At 64.3% G+C, this 17,642-nt stretch carries 29 protein-coding genes; all 29 read right to left on the bottom strand.

The window, feature by feature from the left end:
• The 29 genes from J7024_RS12550 to J7024_RS12410 all read right to left on the bottom strand — a co-directional run bounded on the left by J7024_RS12550 (position 1) and on the right by J7024_RS12410 (position 17,598).
• Positions 1-1,038 (bottom strand): major capsid protein, encoded by a 1,038-nt coding sequence (locus J7024_RS12550; protein WP_105837888.1) that lies wholly within the window; start codon positions 1,036-1,038, stop codon positions 1-3.
• Between the two features lie 81 nt (positions 1,039-1,119).
• A complete protein-coding gene (locus J7024_RS12545) occupies positions 1,120-1,776 on the bottom strand; it encodes a head decoration protein (protein ID WP_207996956.1) in 657 nt (218 codons plus the stop codon).
• A 36-nt stretch (positions 1,777-1,812) separates the two neighbouring features.
• Complete coding sequence (locus tag J7024_RS12540; RefSeq protein ID WP_207996957.1) at positions 1,813-2,613, bottom strand: hypothetical protein; 801 nt, start codon at positions 2,611-2,613, stop codon at positions 1,813-1,815.
• A complete protein-coding gene (locus J7024_RS12535) occupies positions 2,525-3,409 on the bottom strand; it encodes a S49 family peptidase (protein ID WP_207996958.1) in 885 nt (294 codons plus the stop codon). The genes J7024_RS12540 and J7024_RS12535 overlap by 89 nt, the downstream gene beginning before the upstream one ends.
• Entirely contained in the window at positions 3,406-5,058 is a 1,653-nt protein-coding gene (locus J7024_RS12530) for a phage portal protein (RefSeq protein ID WP_105837884.1), read from the bottom strand. The genes J7024_RS12535 and J7024_RS12530 overlap by 4 nt, the downstream gene beginning before the upstream one ends.
• Entirely contained in the window at positions 5,058-5,327 is a 270-nt protein-coding gene (gene gpW, locus J7024_RS12525) for a gpW family head-tail joining protein (protein ID WP_207996959.1), read from the bottom strand. The genes J7024_RS12530 and gpW overlap by 1 nt, the downstream gene beginning before the upstream one ends.
• 3 nt (positions 5,328-5,330) lie before the next feature.
• Complete coding sequence (locus tag J7024_RS12520) at positions 5,331-7,415, bottom strand: phage terminase large subunit family protein (RefSeq protein ID WP_207996960.1); 2,085 nt, start codon at positions 7,413-7,415, stop codon at positions 5,331-5,333.
• Positions 7,408-8,118 (bottom strand): hypothetical protein, encoded by a 711-nt coding sequence (locus J7024_RS12515; protein ID WP_207996961.1) that lies wholly within the window; start codon positions 8,116-8,118, stop codon positions 7,408-7,410. Before J7024_RS12515 ends, J7024_RS12520 begins: the two co-directional genes overlap by 8 nt.
• A 148-nt stretch (positions 8,119-8,266) precedes the next feature.
• Complete coding sequence (locus J7024_RS12510; protein ID WP_105840552.1) at positions 8,267-8,968, bottom strand: hypothetical protein; 702 nt, start codon at positions 8,966-8,968, stop codon at positions 8,267-8,269.
• Positions 8,953-9,204: a hypothetical protein gene (locus J7024_RS12505; RefSeq protein ID WP_146126151.1), complete on the bottom strand. Its 252-nt coding sequence runs from the start codon at positions 9,202-9,204 to the stop codon at positions 8,953-8,955. Before J7024_RS12505 ends, J7024_RS12510 begins: the two co-directional genes overlap by 16 nt.
• A gap of 209 nt (positions 9,205-9,413) precedes the next feature.
• Positions 9,414-10,070, bottom strand: coding sequence for a DNA-binding protein (locus tag J7024_RS12500; protein ID WP_105763297.1), 657 nt, complete (start codon positions 10,068-10,070; stop codon positions 9,414-9,416).
• Positions 10,063-10,254, bottom strand: a complete 192-nt coding sequence (locus tag J7024_RS12495; protein WP_207996963.1) for a hypothetical protein — start codon at positions 10,252-10,254, stop codon at positions 10,063-10,065. Before J7024_RS12495 ends, J7024_RS12500 begins: the two co-directional genes overlap by 8 nt.
• A complete protein-coding gene (locus tag J7024_RS12490; RefSeq protein ID WP_234745102.1) occupies positions 10,251-10,934 on the bottom strand; it encodes a hypothetical protein in 684 nt (227 codons plus the stop codon). Before J7024_RS12490 ends, J7024_RS12495 begins: the two co-directional genes overlap by 4 nt.
• On the bottom strand, positions 10,864-11,331 hold the full coding sequence (locus J7024_RS12485) for a hypothetical protein (RefSeq protein WP_105840647.1): 468 nt from the start codon (positions 11,329-11,331) through the stop codon (positions 10,864-10,866). The genes J7024_RS12490 and J7024_RS12485 overlap by 71 nt, the downstream gene beginning before the upstream one ends.
• Positions 11,328-11,663, bottom strand: a complete 336-nt coding sequence (locus J7024_RS12480; RefSeq protein WP_217255509.1) for a hypothetical protein — start codon at positions 11,661-11,663, stop codon at positions 11,328-11,330. The genes J7024_RS12485 and J7024_RS12480 overlap by 4 nt, the downstream gene beginning before the upstream one ends.
• Positions 11,660-11,986 carry a DUF4406 domain-containing protein gene (locus J7024_RS12475; protein ID WP_105840557.1) on the bottom strand — a complete coding sequence of 109 codons (327 nt, stop codon included), beginning with the start codon at positions 11,984-11,986 and terminating at the stop codon, positions 11,660-11,662. Before J7024_RS12475 ends, J7024_RS12480 begins: the two co-directional genes overlap by 4 nt.
• A 14-nt stretch (positions 11,987-12,000) precedes the next feature.
• On the bottom strand, positions 12,001-12,264 hold the full coding sequence (locus J7024_RS12470) for a hypothetical protein (protein WP_217255508.1): 264 nt from the start codon (positions 12,262-12,264) through the stop codon (positions 12,001-12,003).
• 22 nt (positions 12,265-12,286) lie between these two features.
• On the bottom strand, positions 12,287-12,592 hold the full coding sequence (locus J7024_RS12465) for a DUF1064 domain-containing protein (protein WP_234745101.1): 306 nt from the start codon (positions 12,590-12,592) through the stop codon (positions 12,287-12,289).
• Between the two features lie 173 nt (positions 12,593-12,765).
• Positions 12,766-13,236 carry an XF1762 family protein gene (locus J7024_RS12460; protein WP_222203717.1) on the bottom strand — a complete coding sequence of 157 codons (471 nt, stop codon included), beginning with the start codon at positions 13,234-13,236 and terminating at the stop codon, positions 12,766-12,768.
• Between the two features lie 97 nt (positions 13,237-13,333).
• Positions 13,334-13,690 carry a phage protein NinX family protein gene (locus J7024_RS12455; protein WP_217255527.1) on the bottom strand — a complete coding sequence of 119 codons (357 nt, stop codon included), beginning with the start codon at positions 13,688-13,690 and terminating at the stop codon, positions 13,334-13,336.
• On the bottom strand, positions 13,687-13,998 hold the full coding sequence (locus J7024_RS12450; protein ID WP_217255526.1) for a hypothetical protein: 312 nt from the start codon (positions 13,996-13,998) through the stop codon (positions 13,687-13,689). Before J7024_RS12450 ends, J7024_RS12455 begins: the two co-directional genes overlap by 4 nt.
• Positions 13,995-15,113 (bottom strand): hypothetical protein, encoded by a 1,119-nt coding sequence (locus tag J7024_RS12445; RefSeq protein ID WP_217255503.1) that lies wholly within the window; start codon positions 15,111-15,113, stop codon positions 13,995-13,997. The genes J7024_RS12450 and J7024_RS12445 overlap by 4 nt, the downstream gene beginning before the upstream one ends.
• A complete protein-coding gene (locus tag J7024_RS12440) occupies positions 15,110-15,493 on the bottom strand; it encodes a hypothetical protein (RefSeq protein WP_234745100.1) in 384 nt (127 codons plus the stop codon). Before J7024_RS12440 ends, J7024_RS12445 begins: the two co-directional genes overlap by 4 nt.
• A gap of 50 nt (positions 15,494-15,543) precedes the next feature.
• Entirely contained in the window at positions 15,544-15,804 is a 261-nt protein-coding gene (locus tag J7024_RS12435; RefSeq protein ID WP_234745099.1) for a helix-turn-helix domain-containing protein, read from the bottom strand.
• Complete coding sequence (locus J7024_RS12430; protein WP_234745098.1) at positions 15,804-16,637, bottom strand: ParB/RepB/Spo0J family partition protein; 834 nt, start codon at positions 16,635-16,637, stop codon at positions 15,804-15,806. Before J7024_RS12430 ends, J7024_RS12435 begins: the two co-directional genes overlap by 1 nt.
• An 8-nt stretch (positions 16,638-16,645) precedes the next feature.
• Entirely contained in the window at positions 16,646-16,960 is a 315-nt protein-coding gene (locus tag J7024_RS12425) for a hypothetical protein (protein ID WP_234745097.1), read from the bottom strand.
• 46 nt (positions 16,961-17,006) lie between these two features.
• Positions 17,007-17,162 (bottom strand): hypothetical protein, encoded by a 156-nt coding sequence (locus J7024_RS12420; protein WP_181145912.1) that lies wholly within the window; start codon positions 17,160-17,162, stop codon positions 17,007-17,009.
• Positions 17,162-17,377, bottom strand: a complete 216-nt coding sequence (locus tag J7024_RS12415; protein WP_206382673.1) for a hypothetical protein — start codon at positions 17,375-17,377, stop codon at positions 17,162-17,164. The genes J7024_RS12420 and J7024_RS12415 overlap by 1 nt, the downstream gene beginning before the upstream one ends.
• Positions 17,374-17,598: a hypothetical protein gene (locus tag J7024_RS12410; RefSeq protein WP_089491029.1), complete on the bottom strand. Its 225-nt coding sequence runs from the start codon at positions 17,596-17,598 to the stop codon at positions 17,374-17,376. The genes J7024_RS12415 and J7024_RS12410 overlap by 4 nt, the downstream gene beginning before the upstream one ends.
• Positions 17,599-17,642: the final 44 nt, after the last annotated feature.

The following is a 17,642-nucleotide window of genomic DNA, read 5'->3' as shown; positions in this document are numbered from 1 at the left end:
TCAGTCGCCAGCGCGGCCGGTGAAGAGCACTTCCGGACGCGTGCAGATGTGCAGCGGATAGCTGTACGCCTCCATCTTCCACCAGCTGTTCCGGTCACGATCGAAGATCGGAATCACATACGTCGGCTTGCCCGGCGTGTTCACCCATTCGAACGATTCACCCGGCGCAAGCGCGCGCTGGAAGATTCCCGGCGCACCGACCGGAAAGAACTTCACCTTGTCGTCCGGGATCTTGATCGTCGAGTTGTCGTCCGAACCGCGATAGTTGAGCCACGTCACGCCAGCGAACGGGAACGCATCGAACGCGGCACCCTGGCTGTCGTCGCGCAGGTCCGCGGCCGCCGACCAGTTGACGAACGTGCGGATCACGTCGACGTGGTTCGTGAACTCGTCGTAGAACTCGTCGCCGCACAGCGCATAGACGCGCGTGTTCGGCGTGAACGCGCCTTGCGCTTTCCGCGCCATGGAGCGCCGGATGCCGTTGATGATCGGCCGCAGCGTGTTTTGCGTCTGCGCATTCAGGTGGAACGGGATTTCGGCCGGCGGAGTGATACCGAACTCGTCGAACCAGTTGTAGATCACCGATCCATCCTTATCGAGCAGCATGCCTTGGACGGCAGCGAGTCGGTGGTACTCCCACGTGTACTCGATGTTTCGCAGAATACCGGTCGGACCGTACATACGGCGCGCCACTTCGACCTGGACCTGCATCAGTTCGGACTCGGTGCCGAACGCGCGGATGTTCTGGATTTCGTTCGCGTAAATCGTGTCCGAATGCATCAGCCGCGGCACGTCGAAGTACCGGGCCTGGCGTTGTTCCGTCACGCGCTGCACGCCTTCGGCGCCACGCGGCGTGGTCGGAATGATGACGAGCTGCCCTTGGCGCTGCTCGACGGCGAGCGCGGTCGTGCGGATCGGCTCATCGTCGAAAATGTTCAGCTCACCGAGGCCCTGCGGCTGATACGGGTACTTGTCGACCGCTGCCGTGAGCTGGATGGTGGTGAAAGCGTCCTGATGGAATACGTCCAAGCTGGCCATTATCGGCTCCAGAAAAAAATAATGGCCGCTTGCGCGGCCAAGAGGACAATACGGAAAGGGAAAATTTGCGGCGGAAGAGGCTCAGCGCGGGATGATGCCCACCGCGACGAGCTGCGCGCTCGCGCCAGCGATCTGCGACGCCGTTGCGCCGGCAGGCCAGATCAGTTCGCCCGAGTTCACTTCAGCGTCACGGATCACGACAGTGCCGACCTTGTCGGAGACCGTGGCATCGACGACGTCAAAGGAGATCGCGGCAGCAGTCTGCGTGCCGTCACTCGCGGCAAAATTCAGCGGCACGTAGACACCGTTGACCGCTTCGACCGTGATGTCGAACTCGTCGCCGACGACGAAATCGGTCGTCCCGTCCGCGATCGTGAACTTGATCTGGTTGCTGAACGCCGTTCCGACCGTCGCATTGCCGATGTTGTTGTGGGCCGGGTCCGTCACCTGGAACGTCCCGCCGTTCGCGGCGGCCGCCGTGCAAACCGCCTTGTACACGCCGAGTTGCGCACCGGCGAGCACCGGGGTCGACGCGTCCATCGTGATCGCACCATTGCCGGTGTTCGCCGGCGCCGCCGCGGCGACTGCGACGCCGCCCGATTTGAAGCCGAGGACCTGGCCGGCAAGGATCTTCACGCCGCCGCCCAGGACGACCGCATCGCGCGAGCGGTGGCCGCGTGCTTCGCTGACGAGAAACCCGCCAGCATGGCGGTTCTCGATGAGAGGAGTCTGTCCCATGATTCCTGTTCCTTGAAGAAGGGTTGAGCTCGAGACTTACCGTGCGCCGCGGGCGCGCGCGAACGCGCGATCCCAGCTCGCAGCTACTGCCTGCTCGCGGGTCGGCGAGTGCTCCGCGCCGGTGCCGAGATTCGGGTTGCGTCGCGCACCGTACGATGCTTGCGGCGCCGGCGTTTCGTTCAACACGCGAATCGCTTGCCGGCGCGTCATGGACGTGTTGAACGCGAGGTTCGCCGCCAGAACGGGATTCTTCCCCGCGGCCTTGCAGCCGAAGATCGCGGCGCAACGTGCACGCTCGCGACGGCGAGCCTTGGCCACCGCGCTCTTGCCGCGCATTTCTTCCTCGTCGTCGTCGTCGTTTTCGGCGCGTTCGTCGTCATCGTCGTCCCGGTCGTCGCCGTCGTCCGATTCAGCGCGCCGGCCCTTCTTGCCGTTGCCGCTGTCGTCGCGGTCGTCACGATCGTCCTGATCGTCACCGTCGTCACCCTCGGCACGCGACCCGCGCTTGCTGTCGCCGTCGTCGCGGTTTTGACCGTCATCGTCGCCGTCGTCCGATTCCGCACGCCGCCCCTTCTTACCCTTGCCGCTGTCGTCGCGGTCGTCACGATCGTCCTGATCGTCACTGTCGTTTTCCTCCGCCCGCGCCGAACGCGTGGAGACCTTTGCGAGGTGGCCGAACGACAGCCCGGCGCGCCCCATCATGCTGCGAAGCACATTGCTCATGACAATTTCCTGATGGTTGGTTGAATCAGCCGAGCTCAGCGAGCAGGCTGGCAAGTGCATCGTCCGGTGCCATGACGGCATCGGCGAAGCCAACCTCGACGCCAGCGGCGCCAAGGAACGTGCCGGCCTGCGTGCTGCGCACGCGGGCGGCGGTAAGACCGCGATTTCGCGCCACGGTCTCGACGAACAGTTCGCCCATTGCGTCGACATCGGCCTGGATGCGCGCGCGGGCATCCTTCGACAGCGGGGAATACTCGTTCCCGTCAGCCTTGCGGTCGCCGTAATGGATCAGCGTGACGTCGATACCCGCCTGCGAGAGCGCCTTCGAGAAATCGACGTGCATGCAGATCACGCCGACACTGCCGGTCCCGCCCGTGCGCGGCACGATGATCCGATCGCTCGCGCTGGCGATTGCATAGGCGGCGGAATAGGCGCTCTCGCTCAAAATCGACCAGATCGGTTTCTCCTCGCGCGCCTCGTAAATCGCATCAGTCAGGTCGAAGCAGCCGGCCACCTCGCCGCCGGGAGAATCGATATCCAGGACGATCGCGCGGACTTCCGGGTCCTCCATTGCTAGGCTCAGCAGGGACCGAATGCCGTCATATCCCGTCATGCCAGACCAGGGATGAAGCGTCCCGAGCTTGTGCACTAGCGTCCCCTGGATCGGAATGCGCGCAACGCCTTCCCAGACGTCATAAGGACGCATGTCGACGGGCCCGTCCTCCGCGCCCATGTCGGAGAGAAACGCCTGCGCGCCGCCGCCGGCCAGCGCGATCACGTGGCCATCCGGGCGGAACAACTGCGTAATGCCCAGGCGGTCGGCGAGCGCAGCCATGACGATCTCTGCCTTATGCGGCGTGATCGCGATGGGGACGTTGAATAGGCGCGTAGCCAGATGCGGAAAGTTCATGCTGCCTGTGGCTCCGGGGGCGGTTCGTCGGAACGCGTCGCGACCTCCGCCCCGCCCCATGCAGGGAGCGGAATGCCGCGTCGCTGGAATTCCTTGATTTCGTGCTCGCGCTGCTCGATCAGTTCTTCGTAGTCGAAACCCTGTTCTGCAGCTTCCTGCTCAAGCGTTGTGAGGGCGCCGTCCATCTTCAGGATCGCGCCCTGCGGTTCCTTCACCGGATCGACCCATCCGCGTGCGGGCCCGAGCCATGAGCAAGCGGCGTAAGCCGTTTCAGCCTCGAGGAAGTCCGGCGCGCCGTTCGGCAGCGGAAGCTCGCCACGCTCCATCTCTTCTCGCAGCCAGACCGAGTACATCGGCGTGGCCGTGTTCGCCGAGAACTCGAGTCGCCGGCGCACGAGGGTTTTCCAGCTTTCGAGCAATGCCCCGCGAGCGCTCGAATACGTCGTGCGCGTCCAGTCGCCGGTCATCTGCTCGATCGAGATCCCGAGTTGCGTCGAGATCGCGCCCAGCATCTCGTGTGCGAAATCGACGAATCCGCTGTGCGGATGCGCCGCGGCGACCGTCTTGATGTCCTCGCCTGGCGCGAGCGCAGGAATGCGCGAGCCGTTGAACATCGCGGGGCGCTCATCGTTCCACCGTGCGCGAAGCGCCTGGTAAAAGCCCAGCTCGCGGTCCTCGCCAAGCGCTTCCTGTACCTCGTTCGGGTCATAGGGACTGGTGACATACGTACCGATGGCGGCCGCGATGGCTGCAGCCTGCAATTCGATGCCGTAGTAGCGCGCCAGCATCTTGGCGTGCGCGAGAACAGGGGCGAACGCGCTCACGCCCCGGTGCTGGCCGGCGCGATCTTGTTCGAAGTCGTGGATGACGCGGCGCCAGCCGTCCTCATCTTCACGCTCGACGCGCTCCCATTCCATGCTCTCGACCGCGTTGTACCAGTCGTTCTGGTGCGCCCGCCGGATGTGATACGCGAGCGGCACCCCGTTGTCGTCGATCTCCACACCACCACGAAGGTGCTTCGTGTCGACCATCTGCATCGGATTCGACAGCCGATCGGGGTCCACGACGAGAAATGCCGTCGCGTAGCGCGCCGCCCCGCGGCCGACGCGCTCGGGCATCCAGTACGTGACGATCAGGCTTTCGCCATCGATCAGCTTGTGGCGCAACGCCAGCCGCATCTGCTGCGACACCGTGAGCATGCGTGTGACGTCGTTGTACCGACCGAGGTCGTTTGCGTACAGGCGCCAGCGCGCCTCAACCTCACTGCGAAATTCGGCGGCCCACTTCACATCGAACGCCGCGCCGCTGATGTAGCGCAGGGCTCGATAGTCGGGCTTCGCCATCAAGCGCAGCGCAGCGCCGACCGTGTTGTCGAGGATCCGAGTGACGCCGCCGGACGAGCGCCCGTCGTTGCGAATCTGATCGCGCGCACGCGCGACCATCCGGTCGCGAAACTGCGTAATCTCGGCGTCCGGCGACCGTATCCACGGCAGCCAAGCGCCCATTTCCTGCGTCTGCCAGTCCGCGGCCTCGTAGGGGAAATACCACCGACCTACGCCGCTTTGCATGGGCATGCCGTTCGGGTACTCAGCGCTCGCGCGTCGCAAAGGCTGACCGCGCGAGTCGACGAGTACGGGCTTTTTCGTCATCAGAATATCGGCCGGATGTAGCGGCGGCGGTTGATTTGCAGCGCGGGATTGAGCGCCTTCTGCAGGTCGAGAATCCACATGCGAAGGGCCGCCATATCAGCTTGCTGAAAGGTCGCGCTTCGCGACCCTCCGCCCTGCGCGTACGACACCGAAACGACCTTGTTGCCACTGCGCAGATCCGCATAGGCTTTTTGGGCGGCGGCCAGCATCGATTGCAGCTGCGTGTCGGTCAGCCCATACAGCGGCGATGTGGGATCGGTAGTGGCCATTGGCTATCGGTACTTGAGAACGGCAGAGGACTTCTGTTTCGGCGATGCGCCGACTGGCGCAGGATCGACCGGTTGCGGCGAAACTGGGCCGCTGAGAATCGAGGTGTTCGTGTCCCAGGGCGCAGCCCACGACGGCGGCTTCTCCCAGTCGATCTTCGACAGACCATGCAGGTGCGCGACAACGTGCGTCCCGACAAGTTGGTCGAGAGCTTCGTTCCGACGTCCGGAGACCAGCTTTTCCCAGCGTCCGTTTTTCTGGCGCGTTTCCGACGTCAGCTGCTCGAACCATACGTGCGGTTCCTCTGGCGATCGAAGATCGTACGGGAAGTGCACGTACCAGTTGCCCGGCTCGGCCCCCTGCAGCTGCCCCATCAGGTCGTCTTTGAAGCTATTCGGGTTGAACTGTGCGACAGGAACTGCACCACGCGCCGCCACCTTGTTCGCCTGCCGACCGGTGTCCGGGTAATTGACGATCAGCTTCGGTGCCTCGAGCGTCTTCGCTCCCTTCGTCGGCAGCACTGTCCACGCATCGCGGCCCGAGATCTTGCCGATAAGCCGCACGCGCTTTTCCGACTTGCGCCAGCGCGTCCAAGCGGCGTATGCCTGCTGCGTGACCCCAGGGGAGCCGCCGCTGTCGAATCCGACGGCACGAATCGGCATATGCCGGCCGCTGCCGTCTGCGAGCGGATACGTACGCGCGATCAGCTCGAGCAATTGATCCCAATCGGCAGCCGACGTGGCGGGATCCCCCGCGATACGCCCGCGATCGATGATCCAGCTTTCGCCGCCGACGCCCCATCCGCGCACCAACCAGTCGAAGTGTGCGATCTGGATATCAATGAAGGCGGTCATGAAGCGCACACCGTCCGGCACGACACCCAGCTTCAGCTCGCGCTCCGCACGCTCAGCGAGTACGTTGGCGTCGATCGAACCTACACCGCGCTTCGGCGCATATGGAAACCCGAACTGCTTCACGGTCACCTGACGCAGCGTCAGGTCGTCGCCGCTGACCTCGTACTCGCGCTCGGCCTTCACCTTCGCGCGCGCCAGACCGCCAATGCCGCCCAGGACGAACGGCGACATCGCCCCGACGATCCAGAAGCCTGCACTCTTACGAGCGACCAGCTCGCCGGTCACGACACCGTCCTGCGAGATCTCCTGACCGTCTCCTACCCAACCGCCGAACGGGGACCGATACGCCGCGAGGTTCATCGCGCGCCGATGGCGATCTTCGATCAGGCAGCCGTTCACCGGACACATCAGCCGCGCCTCGCGCTCCACCTCATCAAGCGTGCCGTCCTCGGGGTAATGGAGCGCCATGTAGCGCGCAGCGATCGGCACCGGACTCGACCAGGCCCCGCAATGTGGACACGGCCAATACCAGACGCGACGGTCACTGTCCCCGTACATCGCCATGATCCCTGCGGTCCAATCCCGCTCCGGGATCAGGCCACGTGCACGGTCCGGGTGGCTCATCGCGAGCAACATAGACTGCCGGCCGAAGGTCTGGCGGCGCACATCGAGCAGCGCTTTGATGTCGCCGAGCGATTCAGGGTATGCATCCACCTCGTCGGCGACGATCCGCGGTGCGGACTTGTTGATGAGGTTGTTGTGCGCCGCCGACAAAAACTCGACGCGCATCCCATCGAACCGCTTGAAGTGCAGCGAGTCGTCTACCGGTCGCGTGCCGAGCTTCATCTTCATCTCGGCGTGACCATCAATCTGGGTGTTGATCCGGCTCTTGACGAAGGCCTCGAGGCCCGGATCGGTCTGCATGTACCAGAGCATGTCGCCCGGGTCGTTGGCGACCGACTTCAACATCCAGTTCTGGGCGATCTCGGTTTTCCCGGACTGCCCAGGCCCGACCACAACCGTGGTCAGGTAATCCAGCCGCGTCAGCGTTTCCATCGGCGCGACGAGGTACGGCGCCTTCTCGTGGTGCCATCGCCCGACGTAACCGCCGCCCTGATTCGTCAGGCGTCTGTTCAGCGCCGCATACTGAGCGACGGTCTCGCGCGCCGGCGGGATAAACGCCGCCAGCGACTCGCGCGCGATCTGATATGCATCAGCGTATGCGTGCTCAAGCATCGGGACCCAACAGCACTTTCAGCTCGTCGACCATCGTCGTGCGGAGGTCGTCGGTCAGCTCACGGATGATCTCCGCGTTCTCTTCCGGCAAGCCAAGCTTCTCCACCACCTGATCCGAAAGTCGATCCATACCTTTACCGAGGTGCACGAGCATCTTCGTGAGCACCTGACGCATCACCTCGGCCTGCACGAGCTCGCCGCGATCGCGTCGCAGCTTGTCCTCTAGGATCTCGGCCTGAACGGCATCGCGCCGCTGCCGAGCCGATTGCTCGCCGCTGTGCACAACCGGTTCCACACCGGCCGGCGGCACCGCGCTCGCCGGCGGAAGCACAACGTATCGAGCATCCGGATACGGGTTTCCGGTGGATTGCGCGGTCGAAGCGCGCGCCGTTCCGCGTGTTGTCGCGCGCACCGCGCCACCCGTCTCGCCGGCCAGGTACGCCTTCACCGCGGCTAGGTCGAATTCCCATCCGCCGGCGCGCGTCCCTCGCTTCAGGATCGGAAACGACTCGTCGCTGTCGATGCGACGGTCCAGCTTCGGCCGGGTCCACCCGAGCGCTTCAGCGAGCGCTGCCTTTCCGATCGCGCCGTCCGTACCGACCGGTGTAACGCTTTTGCCCTTCCCTTGCGGTTTCGCACCGCGTCGCGTTACACCCGCATCGCTAGGCGCGGCGCGCCTTTGAGCCGCATTCGATGCCGCCATAGCGTGTAACGTGTAACGTGTTTTTTTTGGTCAAAGGAACGGGAAAAACGCGCGCGCGCAATGCCCGCGTTATCGCCCCCTCCAGGAAGGACCCGCCCCCAGGGGGGGGTGGGGTCCGGGGTGACCGGGTGACCTTCCTCCCGTCTCCCTACCGGGACGTTTTCATCGCCGCGGCGAGCGCGTCCTGCATGTCACGGTCGATCCAGCGGTCCACGATCTGCCGCGCCCGCGCGCCCCAGTTCAATCGTTTCTTCACCGGCAGCGCGTCACCGAACCGGATCAGCAACTTCAGCTGACCTCGACCGTTGTTCTTGCTCGCATCCAGCTTGTTCAGCTTGCCCAACCGCTTTCCGCGAGCGTTCAGCAAAGACACCCTCGCAGTATTGGTCGGCCGCTGCCACACGCCGTTGATCGTTTCCCCGGAAGCCGTCTTAACGGCGCCGATGAAAATGTCGGGTCTGCCTTTCAGCATCGCGAGCGTGCCGCGGGGCAGTTGCCCGTACTGATTGAGGCGGATGTTCTTCGGATTCAGCAGCGCGCGGCTGTTTAGCTTGTGCACGCCACCGACCTCGTACGGCTGGAGATAGCTGGCCGCGATGTCCTTCATGAACACGACTGCCGTCGGGTCGTTCTTGCGCGCGCGCTTGATACCGACCGACCGCCGCGTGAACGGTGACGGATTGTCCAGCGTGTCCTCGAGGTTCTTTACTTCCGCTTCAGCGACACGCTGTGCAGTGCGGTTGATGCCCTGCGCGATCGCAAACGGCAGTTGCTTCCGCACCAGATCATTGAGGCCCCGATAGACGTCGCGAGCGTTCGACGTAACGCGAATCGTCAGAACGCCGGCCATGCCGCAGACCGGATTGCGCTGTCCGGCTCCGCATCGAAATACGGGATTGACGGGATCTGCAACGGATCTCGGCCGACCGGGAATACCTGAACGGCGATCTCGACGGGCTCGTCCTCGTAGATGCAGATGCAAATGCCTACGATCGGCCGCACGAAGTACGGCGTGCGCACGATGACAATCTCGCCGAGACGCGGGCCGCCTGAGCCCGCATGGCTCTTGGATTTCGGTTTGCTCATCGTGGACTGGTCCGCCACGGCCGACGAGTCGCCCCGCCGCACCGCATGAATAAAGAAGCCCGCCAGATAGCGGGCAAGCGGCCAACATCACCGCATGGAGGAGACACGTCGAAAACGAAAAAGCCCCGCTCGGCATGCCGGCGGGGCTTTAGGCGCACTGACTCACAGTGTCAGATTGAGCGCTATTCTGCGGTCGAAAACCGCAAGTGTCAAGCGCCGATGAACGGAAGTGCGGAGAGGATACTGTCTGCCCGCTTCCGTGCGCGCGACAGCAGCCCATCGACCGTTTCGATATGCGGATCGCTGACGTCAACATCCGCATACTCGGCGCGCTCTCGCTTCGCTTTGCCGTTCCGGCGGCCGGATACACCTTCCATCCACTCACGGATGATCTTCCAATGCGCCGCCGCCGTGTTTTCGCTGACACCACATTCCCTCGCGAGCGCCTTCAATTCGATCTTGGTGCCGAGCGATTTCTCGACCAGCCGCCGCCGCAACCGATACTGCACGATGTGCCCGGAGAACAGCGACAACGCCTCTTGCTCGAGATGGCGAATTGCAGCCTCCCACTCGGGATTCGGCTTGTGCTTCGAACAGCAGGGGCTGCCGCATGCGCACGGTCGTGAACGGGGCGCGTATCGACCGAGCAACGCCGCCAGTTCCGAGTTCGTGAGCGGATCCAGCTCGCGCAGGATCATGCCGCCTTGGCCGGCGCCGTCCAGGCCAGCCAAGCCGATCCCGCGCCGCCCCGCCGGCATCGCGAGGCGGTTCATCGCGGGCCGATCCTGCTGCTGCATGCTGTAGTTGAACGCGAAGATCAGCGCGGCCTCGGGCGTGCGGAACAGTTTCTCGGTCGTTTCAGTCATTTCGCTTTTCCTCAAATTTCATGCAGCGTTGTCCATATTTCCTGCCCTTCCGGCACACCATCCGCGCGCCGCCGAAGGGATCGCGCCGTTCGACGCTGTGCACGCAGCCGGTGCACCGATAGCCCTCGCGGCGTTCGAGAACCTTCAACGGGTCGCCGTATTCCCATTTCCGCAGTTCGCTCATTCGCTCGCGCTCGCGGTGCCGGTTTCACCGAACAGCGCGATCGCGGCTTCATCCCGCATCGGGCGCTCGCCGCGCAGCAGATTTCCCTTCTTCGCGTGATACCGCTCGCGCTGGCGCGCCGCCTCTTCGCGCTTCCAGCGAACGCTTCTCGATTTCTTCCGGTAGTACCGCATCGCCGCCTCGGCTTTCGAGACGGTCTTCGGACGGGGTGCATCCACGCCCTCACCCCATGCCCATATCTCGGCGGCATAGCCGTCAGAGCCGGAGCGCTCGGCGTAGCCGTGGATATGCATCGACGCGCGATGCATGCGGATGAATCGGCATATCGTCGACGGCGAAGCGATCTTCAGTGCCTCGAGCTGCGCGCGCGTCGATGGCGATGCGATGATCGCGTCGCGAATACGAGCACCGGTCGTGTTTTCCGCGAACAGCGGCCGCGCTGTCGTGTGACGATTCGGAAGGCGCATCTCGTGCGCCTTCGCTTCTATGGCGCCCTGCGTGCGTCCGGGGAATTTGTCCACCCAGGTCTTGATGGGATCGGGCTTCTTCCACCAGTAGCGCAGACGCGCCTTCTCCGCAGCGGACCAATCGCAGTCGCGAGGCGGACGCTTACTCATCGTGGTTCTCCTGTGGTTCCGACTTCCCCATCCGGCGATCGCGGACGGGCTTCCATCGAGCAAATCCGGCGTCGAACGCGGCCGCTTTCCTTTCCAACGGCGCACCGCTCTGGTCGAGCCACGTGTGGCATGCGAGGCACGCAGGCAGCGTGAATTCGTGTTTCGCCTTGAGACCGATGCCCTTCCCGTGTCTCGATTGGTTCGAGTGAGCCGGGACGACGGTCGGGTCGGCCCAGTCCGTCCACGGGCACATCACGTTCAGGTAGCAGGGCTGGCCCTTGCACGCAGCGAGGTATTTCGAGCCTTCCTCGACCGTCGGTTTGCGGATCCGGCTCTTGATCGCCGTGCGGTGCTTCAGAGTCGATGCGCGCGCGAGCGTGCTGAACGGCGATTTCGATTTCTTCGTAAATCCAGCGCGCGCGAGCGGCGTCTTTCGAGCGAGCGGCTTCGAGCGCTTCAGCATGTCCAGCCCTCGGCCGTGAGGCGCAGGTGGTCGACGCCATCCGGGAAGGCCGGAAACGCCACCTTGCGGTTGAAATTCCCCGGCACGCTCAACTCGACCGCGCCGCCGTCCCGACGCGGCCACCCTGGCGGCGCCTCGATCCAGCCAGGCAGGCGCGCGTAGGCGATATATGACGTGGAACGGATTCGCCGCCGGGCGCGGTGGCGCATCCATGGGCCGCTGGAGCGCATCCTGGTCAGCTCCGTGACTTCCAGCTCGACGACGCACGGCGGCCGTTCGCGCTGCTCGATGCCGTACACCTTGAACTCGTCCGGGACGATGAACGTCAAGCGCATTGCTGCCTACGCTCCATGAATTCGACGAGCTCGGTCGACCTGAAGATCGGCAGGGACAGTGCCAGCGCGATGTGATGCTCCAGCCGGGCACCCTTCGACTGCTCCCAGCCGGCGAGCATCGCGATGCCGTCACACGTCAGCAGCTCGCGGATGTCGGCCTTCATGCATTCACGCCACGCCATCGACATGTCAGCATTGATCTCGGCCGGGTTGACCACTTCGAAGCCGAGCGCGCGCAAGCGCTTAGCCTCGGCGTGGAACGACGGAAAGTTGAGCTCCGGATAGCCAGTCATCGGGCCAGCGAGGTAGAGTCGCATGCGCGCGCCCCCCGTCAGTCGCCTGCGACCGCGTCGATATCCACGGGCGAGAAGTCGACATAGACCTCCTCGCCGAGGCGGAACTGGCGCGCCGCGTCGTCGTTCACGGTACTGAGCGAGATCTGGCCAGCCGGGGTCGCGGCATAGAAGCGCTCGTTATCGCTCGAACCCGACGTCACCGGCTGCAGTTGGATGTCGTGGATCGGCCCTTTCTGCTTGTCCCAGTGCTCGCGCTGGCTCAGCAGCGTCACCTTGAACTTCGCTCGTACCTTTGTCATTTCCTGCTCCTGGTTGAGGTTGTCACCAGCGGCGGCCGGTGAGATCTTCGACGCGCCAGCCATGACGGCCGTCACGTTGAATCGCGATGAATCGATATGGGTATTGGTCGGCGGCGATCTTCGTTTTCGCGCGGGCCTTGTCCGTCCATCGGCCCTTGACCTCGTGGTATTCGGTCTGGCCGGCGGCGGTGATCACCGTGAAATCGGGCGTGTAGAACGTGTTGTCGGCGAGACGCAGCTTGTGCGCCTCGAATCGGAACCAGAGGATCTCGCCGGCATGAAGGCGCGCCGCCAGCACGGCGGCATAGGCGGCTTCCGTCTTGTTCATGCGCCCAGTCGGCAGGCGGCCGAGCTGCTGCATGCGCTCGACCGGCGACGGCGCGGCCGATGCAATCGCGACCGGCGCAATGCGCGCGCCGCTGACCGATGCGCCAAGAACGCGAGCGGTGCCGATTCGGCCGTCGGAGATCGCGCTCTCGGGCAGGCGGATGGTTCCCTTGCTCACGTCGCCTCCCACAGCGACTTCTGCCCCTGGAGATGAGCAGCCGTATCGACGCGTGGCCGAGCGGGCGTATTCCAGTTGCCGCCTCCGCGGATGCCGACGAGACGCCAGCCTGCACCACGGAGGCTCGCGCCGCCCTCTGCCGGAAGCGTGTAGGTGATGAGCCGCGCGTAACCGAGCGCGCGAGCAGCGCGCCACGCCGCGCCATACAGCGCGGAACACGCGTTGCGCGTGCCGTCCGTGCAACAGCGCGTTACCTCGAGCGTCCAGCCGTCATCGTTGCCGCGCGCAACCGGGCGGCCGACGATTGCGACGCCGCAGATGCCGGTGCAGTCGTCTCTGCCCATCATCATGTCCTCGGCGACCGCGATGCTGAACTTATGGCCGACCACGGGCGCGTGGTGCCGGTGGTGCTCGGCGACGAAGGCGTTCGCCTCTTCGAGTGAGATTGGGACAATGATGAAGCTCACGGCTGCGTCCTGCGGCCGGGACCACTGGCCAAGCGCGTAAGCTTCGAGATCGGACTCCGGAGAGATCTGCAGCGCGCGCCGGCGAGAATGGTGCCCTTCATGCCGGCACCTCGTCGCCGTATCTCGACTTGACATAGCAGCGCATCGCTGCGATGAGGGCTGTCGGGCCGACAGCCGTCGGACCGTCCGTCGTAAGCGCGCCGTCGGGCCAGCTTTCCGGCCGCCACAGCGCGACCCATTCGTCGCCTTCGGCGTAAGTCGCGATCCGCTCGCGTTCAATGATCCGGCCGCCAATACGCCCGTCGCGCGATGGCCAATACGGCAGATCCGTGCCGAGTTTTGCCTTTACTGCTGCAATCACTTCAGCATCGAGACGTCGTCCCTTGAACTCTTCCAGTTCGGCGCGGCCGACCCAGTAATCGAGCGGATCACAAATCAGGTCGCTGACTTTCATGCGGTCACCCTCGCGGTGATAGCGCGCCAGATGCGGCGCAAAACTCCCTTGCCGTCCCGCTGCTCCTTTTGCTCCAGCAGGAATGGCGCGAGTTCGAAAAGGTCTCCATCCGGCCCACACGGGGCCCGCATGCCGCGCATGAACGCGCACGTAGGAAGGAATCCGTCGATGCGATCGCGCGATTTCGCCGCAAGCGGATGACGGCACGCGCGGGGCTCGCCGAACGGATGAGCGTAGTGACCGAACTTGCAATCGGCGCAAACGACGGGACCGCCGTCTTCCGAGCGATAGCGGGTTTGTTCGTTCATGATGCGTAGTCGTCCGTGGGTAGCAGCTCTTCGCCGAGCTGCGCGCGCACCCATTCGTAGAACCGTTGGGAGCCGGATTTCTCGGCGTGCTTGAGAACGAAATCGATCCATGGGCCGCGGCCGCTCGCTTTCGCGACAAGCACGCGGTACGCCGGCGTCGGCTCGTCGGCGTGACGGGCACGAAAGCCGATCCGCGCCGCGTGCTGCTCGACGGCTTCCGCCGACGACCACCATTCGGCATCCGCAGCTTCCGCAGCGGCCTCGGCTTCGGTCGGCGGAAGCGGGTCCTGCCAGCGCCGCTGGTTCAGGTACGTGAGCGGCGCCGGCTCGTAGCCGTCGCGCCACGGCTGCGTCAGCTTCATGGCAAGCGTATGGGCGACGATCACCTCGACGTGCTCGTCGAGGCCCGCGCGCCGCCAGCGCTTCTCGCATTCAGCCTTCGCAACGCGTCGTGGCGTTCGCGGCCATGCGTCCCACCATCGCTCGAACGGGGTGAGCTTGCTTTCGCCTTTCAAGCCGACACTCGTCGTCGGCGCAGCCGGCGACAAGGGGGTAAGGGGGTTCTTCTCTGCTGTAGTCTCTGTAGTAGTCTTTCCTTCGTTAACGAAAGCGGGAATCGCCGCTTCGGGAACGCTGGATTCCCGCGTTCCCGAATCACTGTTTCCCGCTTTCGCGAACGCTGGATTCTCGCGTTCCCGAACGTCAGATTCCCGCTTTCCCGAAAGCGACTTTCTCGCTTTCGGGAAAGAGACTTTCTCGCGTTCGGACTCGTCGCCCTGTTCCGGGCTGTTCGCACGCGCCTCCATCAGGCGTTCCAGGACGTCCAGATCGAGCTTGTAGAACATCTTGTGCTCGAGGCGGATGTGCAGCTCCGACAGGACGCCGCGTGCCTTCAGGGCCTTGCGCGCGGTCTCCTGCTCTGCGCGAGACATGCCGGTCTCGGCGCGCAGCTCCTCGACGGTCTTGTGGACACCACGCTCGTCCGGCGAGCGTTTCGACCAGTAGTACAGCTGGCAGAAGAGCACCGCGGCGTTCACGCCTCCCAGCGGGCCGGCGAGCGCCGGGTAATAGGCGACCGGATGGCCGACGTTTTCGAGGAATTCCGAAAGCTTCATCGCGTGACGCCTCTCCACACGAAATCGCCCTTGTCCTCGACGATGGCTGGCTCGTCAACCTTGCATGCGCATTCGAGTCCGATCAGCGGTTCCGCCACCGGCCGCCAGAAATTGCGCACGAGGCCGTTCGGCACGTGGTTGTCCTCTTCGGCATCGAGCAGATCGAACGCGGCCAGAACGAAGACAGCATCAGCGCTCGTGCAGCGCGCCGGGCCGGCAAGCGTCTGACGGCTGATGCTGACGTGATACTCGGGGCCCTTGCTGACGCCGCCCTCCGGCGCAGCGACCTCGACGGCGCTGATCGCGAACAGGCACGATGCCCGGTGGAACCAGCATTCGCCCTCGTAGCCGAGCGTCGCTTCGGGCGACGCCGGTCCCATAAACTTCCACCCATCTGCCTTTGGCCGACGTGGCTTGATGACTGATTCGATCACTTCAGCTGTCCCACGGTGACGCGGTAGTGGGGCTCGCCATCGATTACCGTCGACTCCACGAAGCCGGCGTCGGTGAGCTGCTTCAGCTGGTCGCGCACGCCGCTATCGGACAGCCCGCACATGAACGCGAGCTTGCGCACCGTTGGCGCACACACGCGAGTCGACTGCACGGCGAGATGTGCCAGGGCAAGGAGCACGATCTTCTGGTTCGAGCGGAGCTCGACGTCCCAGGCTTGATTGGTAAGGTGGAACGACATCAGGCGGTCTCCTCGATGGACATCTGGCGGTGGTCGACAGTCTGGACAGGCTCGGCAACGCCGCCGAGCACCCATCGCAGCGCTTCGGCGCGCTCGCCCTTGCTCTGCTCCAGCTCGCGCACAATCTCCGCGCGCGTCTTCATCCGGGGGCCGGACGACAGCACCGCGCGCTGCGCACGCGCTCGCGCGTGCCCGACCTTGCCTTCCGCTGCGGCGATCAGCGCGCGGACCTTCGCCCGCTGCTGGTCGGGCGTCATCCTCGAAAGGCGCAACGCCGCGGTGACCGTGATCTGATCGGCTTCGAGCGCGTTGCGCACGTCGGCGCAGCACTCGAGCAACCGCAATTGCTGCTTCACGGTTTGCGGATCGACGCCGAAGTGGATCGCGATCGCTTCCTCGTCGTGACCGGTGTCTTGCATGCGCTGCATCTTCTCGGCGCGGTTGATCGGCGTGTCCTGTCGCCGGATCTCGTTCGCGGAAACCATCATCCCGGCGAGCGTTCCCTTCTCCGCGCGCTTCGGCAGCGCTGGTACGAGAATGGGTTCTTTCCCAAGGTCGTACAGGCGGCGATTCGCCTCGCGCGCATTGATCACGCGCCGCCGGCCATCCACCACGATGACCTCGCCCGTCTCCGGATCCTTGTGGATCAGGATCGTCTCGAGCACGCCGAGCGCCATGATGTTGCGAACGGTCGGTTCGTCGGGCGGCAGGTGCACGCGCCGGTCGTACAGCGGGTGATCCGGATCGGTGATCAGCACCAGGTCTTCGGGATCGAAATACAGCACGTTGCTCTTGCCGCGCGCGCCGTATGCGTCGATGGAATTCTTTGCCATGTCTTCTCCTACGCAGCCGCCTCGAACGGGAAATCGGCTTTTTGCAAATCCGCGCGATGCTGTGCAACGAGCGCGTCGTGTTGCTCCTGCGTCATATCGCGGGTCCAGAAATCAGGGTGCCCCGGCAATCGGTCGCTGCCATCCTTGCGATGCCAGCAGTAAAAGCAGCCCATGCGATGCGGGAACCAGTAACCGCCGCAGTCGCAGCGCGTCTTTCCCGCGTTGCGTTCCATCATCCATTTGTCGATGCGCCAGTCGCGGGCGCCGCAGAGACATTCCGGATAAGCCGACTGCTCCAGCACGCCCGGCTTGTCGAGAAGCACCCGACGACGATCGCAACGGCGGCAGCGGCAGTGGAACCGGGCCATGTCAGGCGTACAAGATGAGAAAGGCGGAGAGGAAGCCGGCGAACACCGCGAGCAGCTGCAGGCGAATGTGCCGACGGATGGGGAAGAAGGCGCAGACGACAAGCGCGGCCGCGCTCGCCTGCAGCACGATATCGACGAACGATTTCACGTGAAACATTAGGACTCCTCGTCGGGTTGTGTCCCAACTTGCCCCTGCTTAGGCCGCTGTTCGAAAGCGACCACGATCGGGTGCATGACGCCGTAGGCGCTGCGCAGCACATGAATTCCGAGGTATTCGGGGGTTGATACGCCCTGCTGTGCTGCTTTCGTCGCGAGATCCGCGGCTTCGGCCATCGGCAGGATGATCGGCTGCTCCACCGAGTCGTTCGTCATGCACGCACCCGCGGGCCAATCTGTCCCACATCGGCACTGACGCCGACGAGCCGAGCCGGCAAAGTGCCAACAACGCCAAGCAGTAACAGGCGCGTGATGCGTGCGAGCGCGGCCGCGTCGGAGTCGATACCGTGCAGAGCCTTGAACGTCTGCATCGCGTCGTATTCCTCGTCGGTCAGCCTTGTCTTCACTTCGTTCTTGTACTCGGCACGTTTGGACATGACGATCACCCTTATTGCTAGAAAAATGCGAAAAACTGCCCTTC

Source organism: Burkholderia sp. WTPI3, from assembly GCF_021483755.1.
Taxonomy (GTDB): domain Bacteria; phylum Pseudomonadota; class Gammaproteobacteria; order Burkholderiales; family Burkholderiaceae; genus Burkholderia.
The sequence above is the reverse complement of the archived record's forward strand: the minus strand, read 5'-3'. Positions and strand labels throughout refer to the sequence as shown.

Bases quoted from the DNA above. Each gene is read 5' to 3' on its own strand.
- J7024_RS12475 (WP_105840557.1), bottom strand. From the start codon at position 11,986: ATGCGACTCTACCTCGCTGGCCCGATGACTGGCTATCCGGAGCTCAAC.
- J7024_RS12430 (WP_234745098.1), bottom strand. From the start codon at position 16,637: ATGGCAAAGAATTCCATCGACGCATACGGCGCGCGCGGCAAGAGCAAC.
- J7024_RS12495 (WP_207996963.1), bottom strand. From the start codon at position 10,254: ATGAGCGAACTGCGGAAATGGGAATACGGCGACCCGTTGAAGGTTCTC.
- gpW (WP_207996959.1), bottom strand. From the start codon at position 5,327: ATGGCCACTACCGATCCCACATCGCCGCTGTATGGGCTGACCGACACG.
- J7024_RS12450 (WP_217255526.1), bottom strand. From the start codon at position 13,998: ATGAACGAACAAACCCGCTATCGCTCGGAAGACGGCGGTCCCGTCGTT.
- J7024_RS12435 (WP_234745099.1), bottom strand. From the start codon at position 15,804: ATGTCGTTCCACCTTACCAATCAAGCCTGGGACGTCGAGCTCCGCTCG.
- J7024_RS12410 (WP_089491029.1), bottom strand. From the start codon at position 17,598: ATGTCCAAACGTGCCGAGTACAAGAACGAAGTGAAGACAAGGCTGACC.
- J7024_RS12465 (WP_234745101.1), bottom strand. From the start codon at position 12,592: ATGAACAAGACGGAAGCCGCCTATGCCGCCGTGCTGGCGGCGCGCCTT.
- J7024_RS12510 (WP_105840552.1), bottom strand. From the start codon at position 8,968: ATGGCCGGCGTTCTGACGATTCGCGTTACGTCGAACGCTCGCGACGTC.
- J7024_RS12520 (WP_207996960.1), bottom strand. From the start codon at position 7,415: ATGCTTGAGCACGCATACGCTGATGCATATCAGATCGCGCGCGAGTCG.
- J7024_RS12535 (WP_207996958.1), bottom strand. From the start codon at position 3,409: ATGAACTTTCCGCATCTGGCTACGCGCCTATTCAACGTCCCCATCGCG.
- J7024_RS12500 (WP_105763297.1), bottom strand. From the start codon at position 10,070: ATGACTGAAACGACCGAGAAACTGTTCCGCACGCCCGAGGCCGCGCTG.
- J7024_RS12530 (WP_105837884.1), bottom strand. From the start codon at position 5,058: ATGACGAAAAAGCCCGTACTCGTCGACTCGCGCGGTCAGCCTTTGCGA.
- J7024_RS12445 (WP_217255503.1), bottom strand. From the start codon at position 15,113: ATGAAGCTTTCGGAATTCCTCGAAAACGTCGGCCATCCGGTCGCCTAT.
- J7024_RS12550 (WP_105837888.1), bottom strand. From the start codon at position 1,038: ATGGCCAGCTTGGACGTATTCCATCAGGACGCTTTCACCACCATCCAG.
- J7024_RS12415 (WP_206382673.1), bottom strand. From the start codon at position 17,377: ATGACGAACGACTCGGTGGAGCAGCCGATCATCCTGCCGATGGCCGAA.
- J7024_RS12455 (WP_217255527.1), bottom strand. From the start codon at position 13,690: ATGAAAGTCAGCGACCTGATTTGTGATCCGCTCGATTACTGGGTCGGC.
- J7024_RS12470 (WP_217255508.1), bottom strand. From the start codon at position 12,264: ATGACAAAGGTACGAGCGAAGTTCAAGGTGACGCTGCTGAGCCAGCGC.
- J7024_RS12505 (WP_146126151.1), bottom strand. From the start codon at position 9,204: ATGAGCAAACCGAAATCCAAGAGCCATGCGGGCTCAGGCGGCCCGCGT.
- J7024_RS12440 (WP_234745100.1), bottom strand. From the start codon at position 15,493: ATGGGACCGGCGTCGCCCGAAGCGACGCTCGGCTACGAGGGCGAATGC.
- J7024_RS12420 (WP_181145912.1), bottom strand. From the start codon at position 17,162: ATGTTTCACGTGAAATCGTTCGTCGATATCGTGCTGCAGGCGAGCGCG.
- J7024_RS12515 (WP_207996961.1), bottom strand. From the start codon at position 8,118: ATGGCGGCATCGAATGCGGCTCAAAGGCGCGCCGCGCCTAGCGATGCG.
- J7024_RS12545 (WP_207996956.1), bottom strand. From the start codon at position 1,776: ATGGGACAGACTCCTCTCATCGAGAACCGCCATGCTGGCGGGTTTCTC.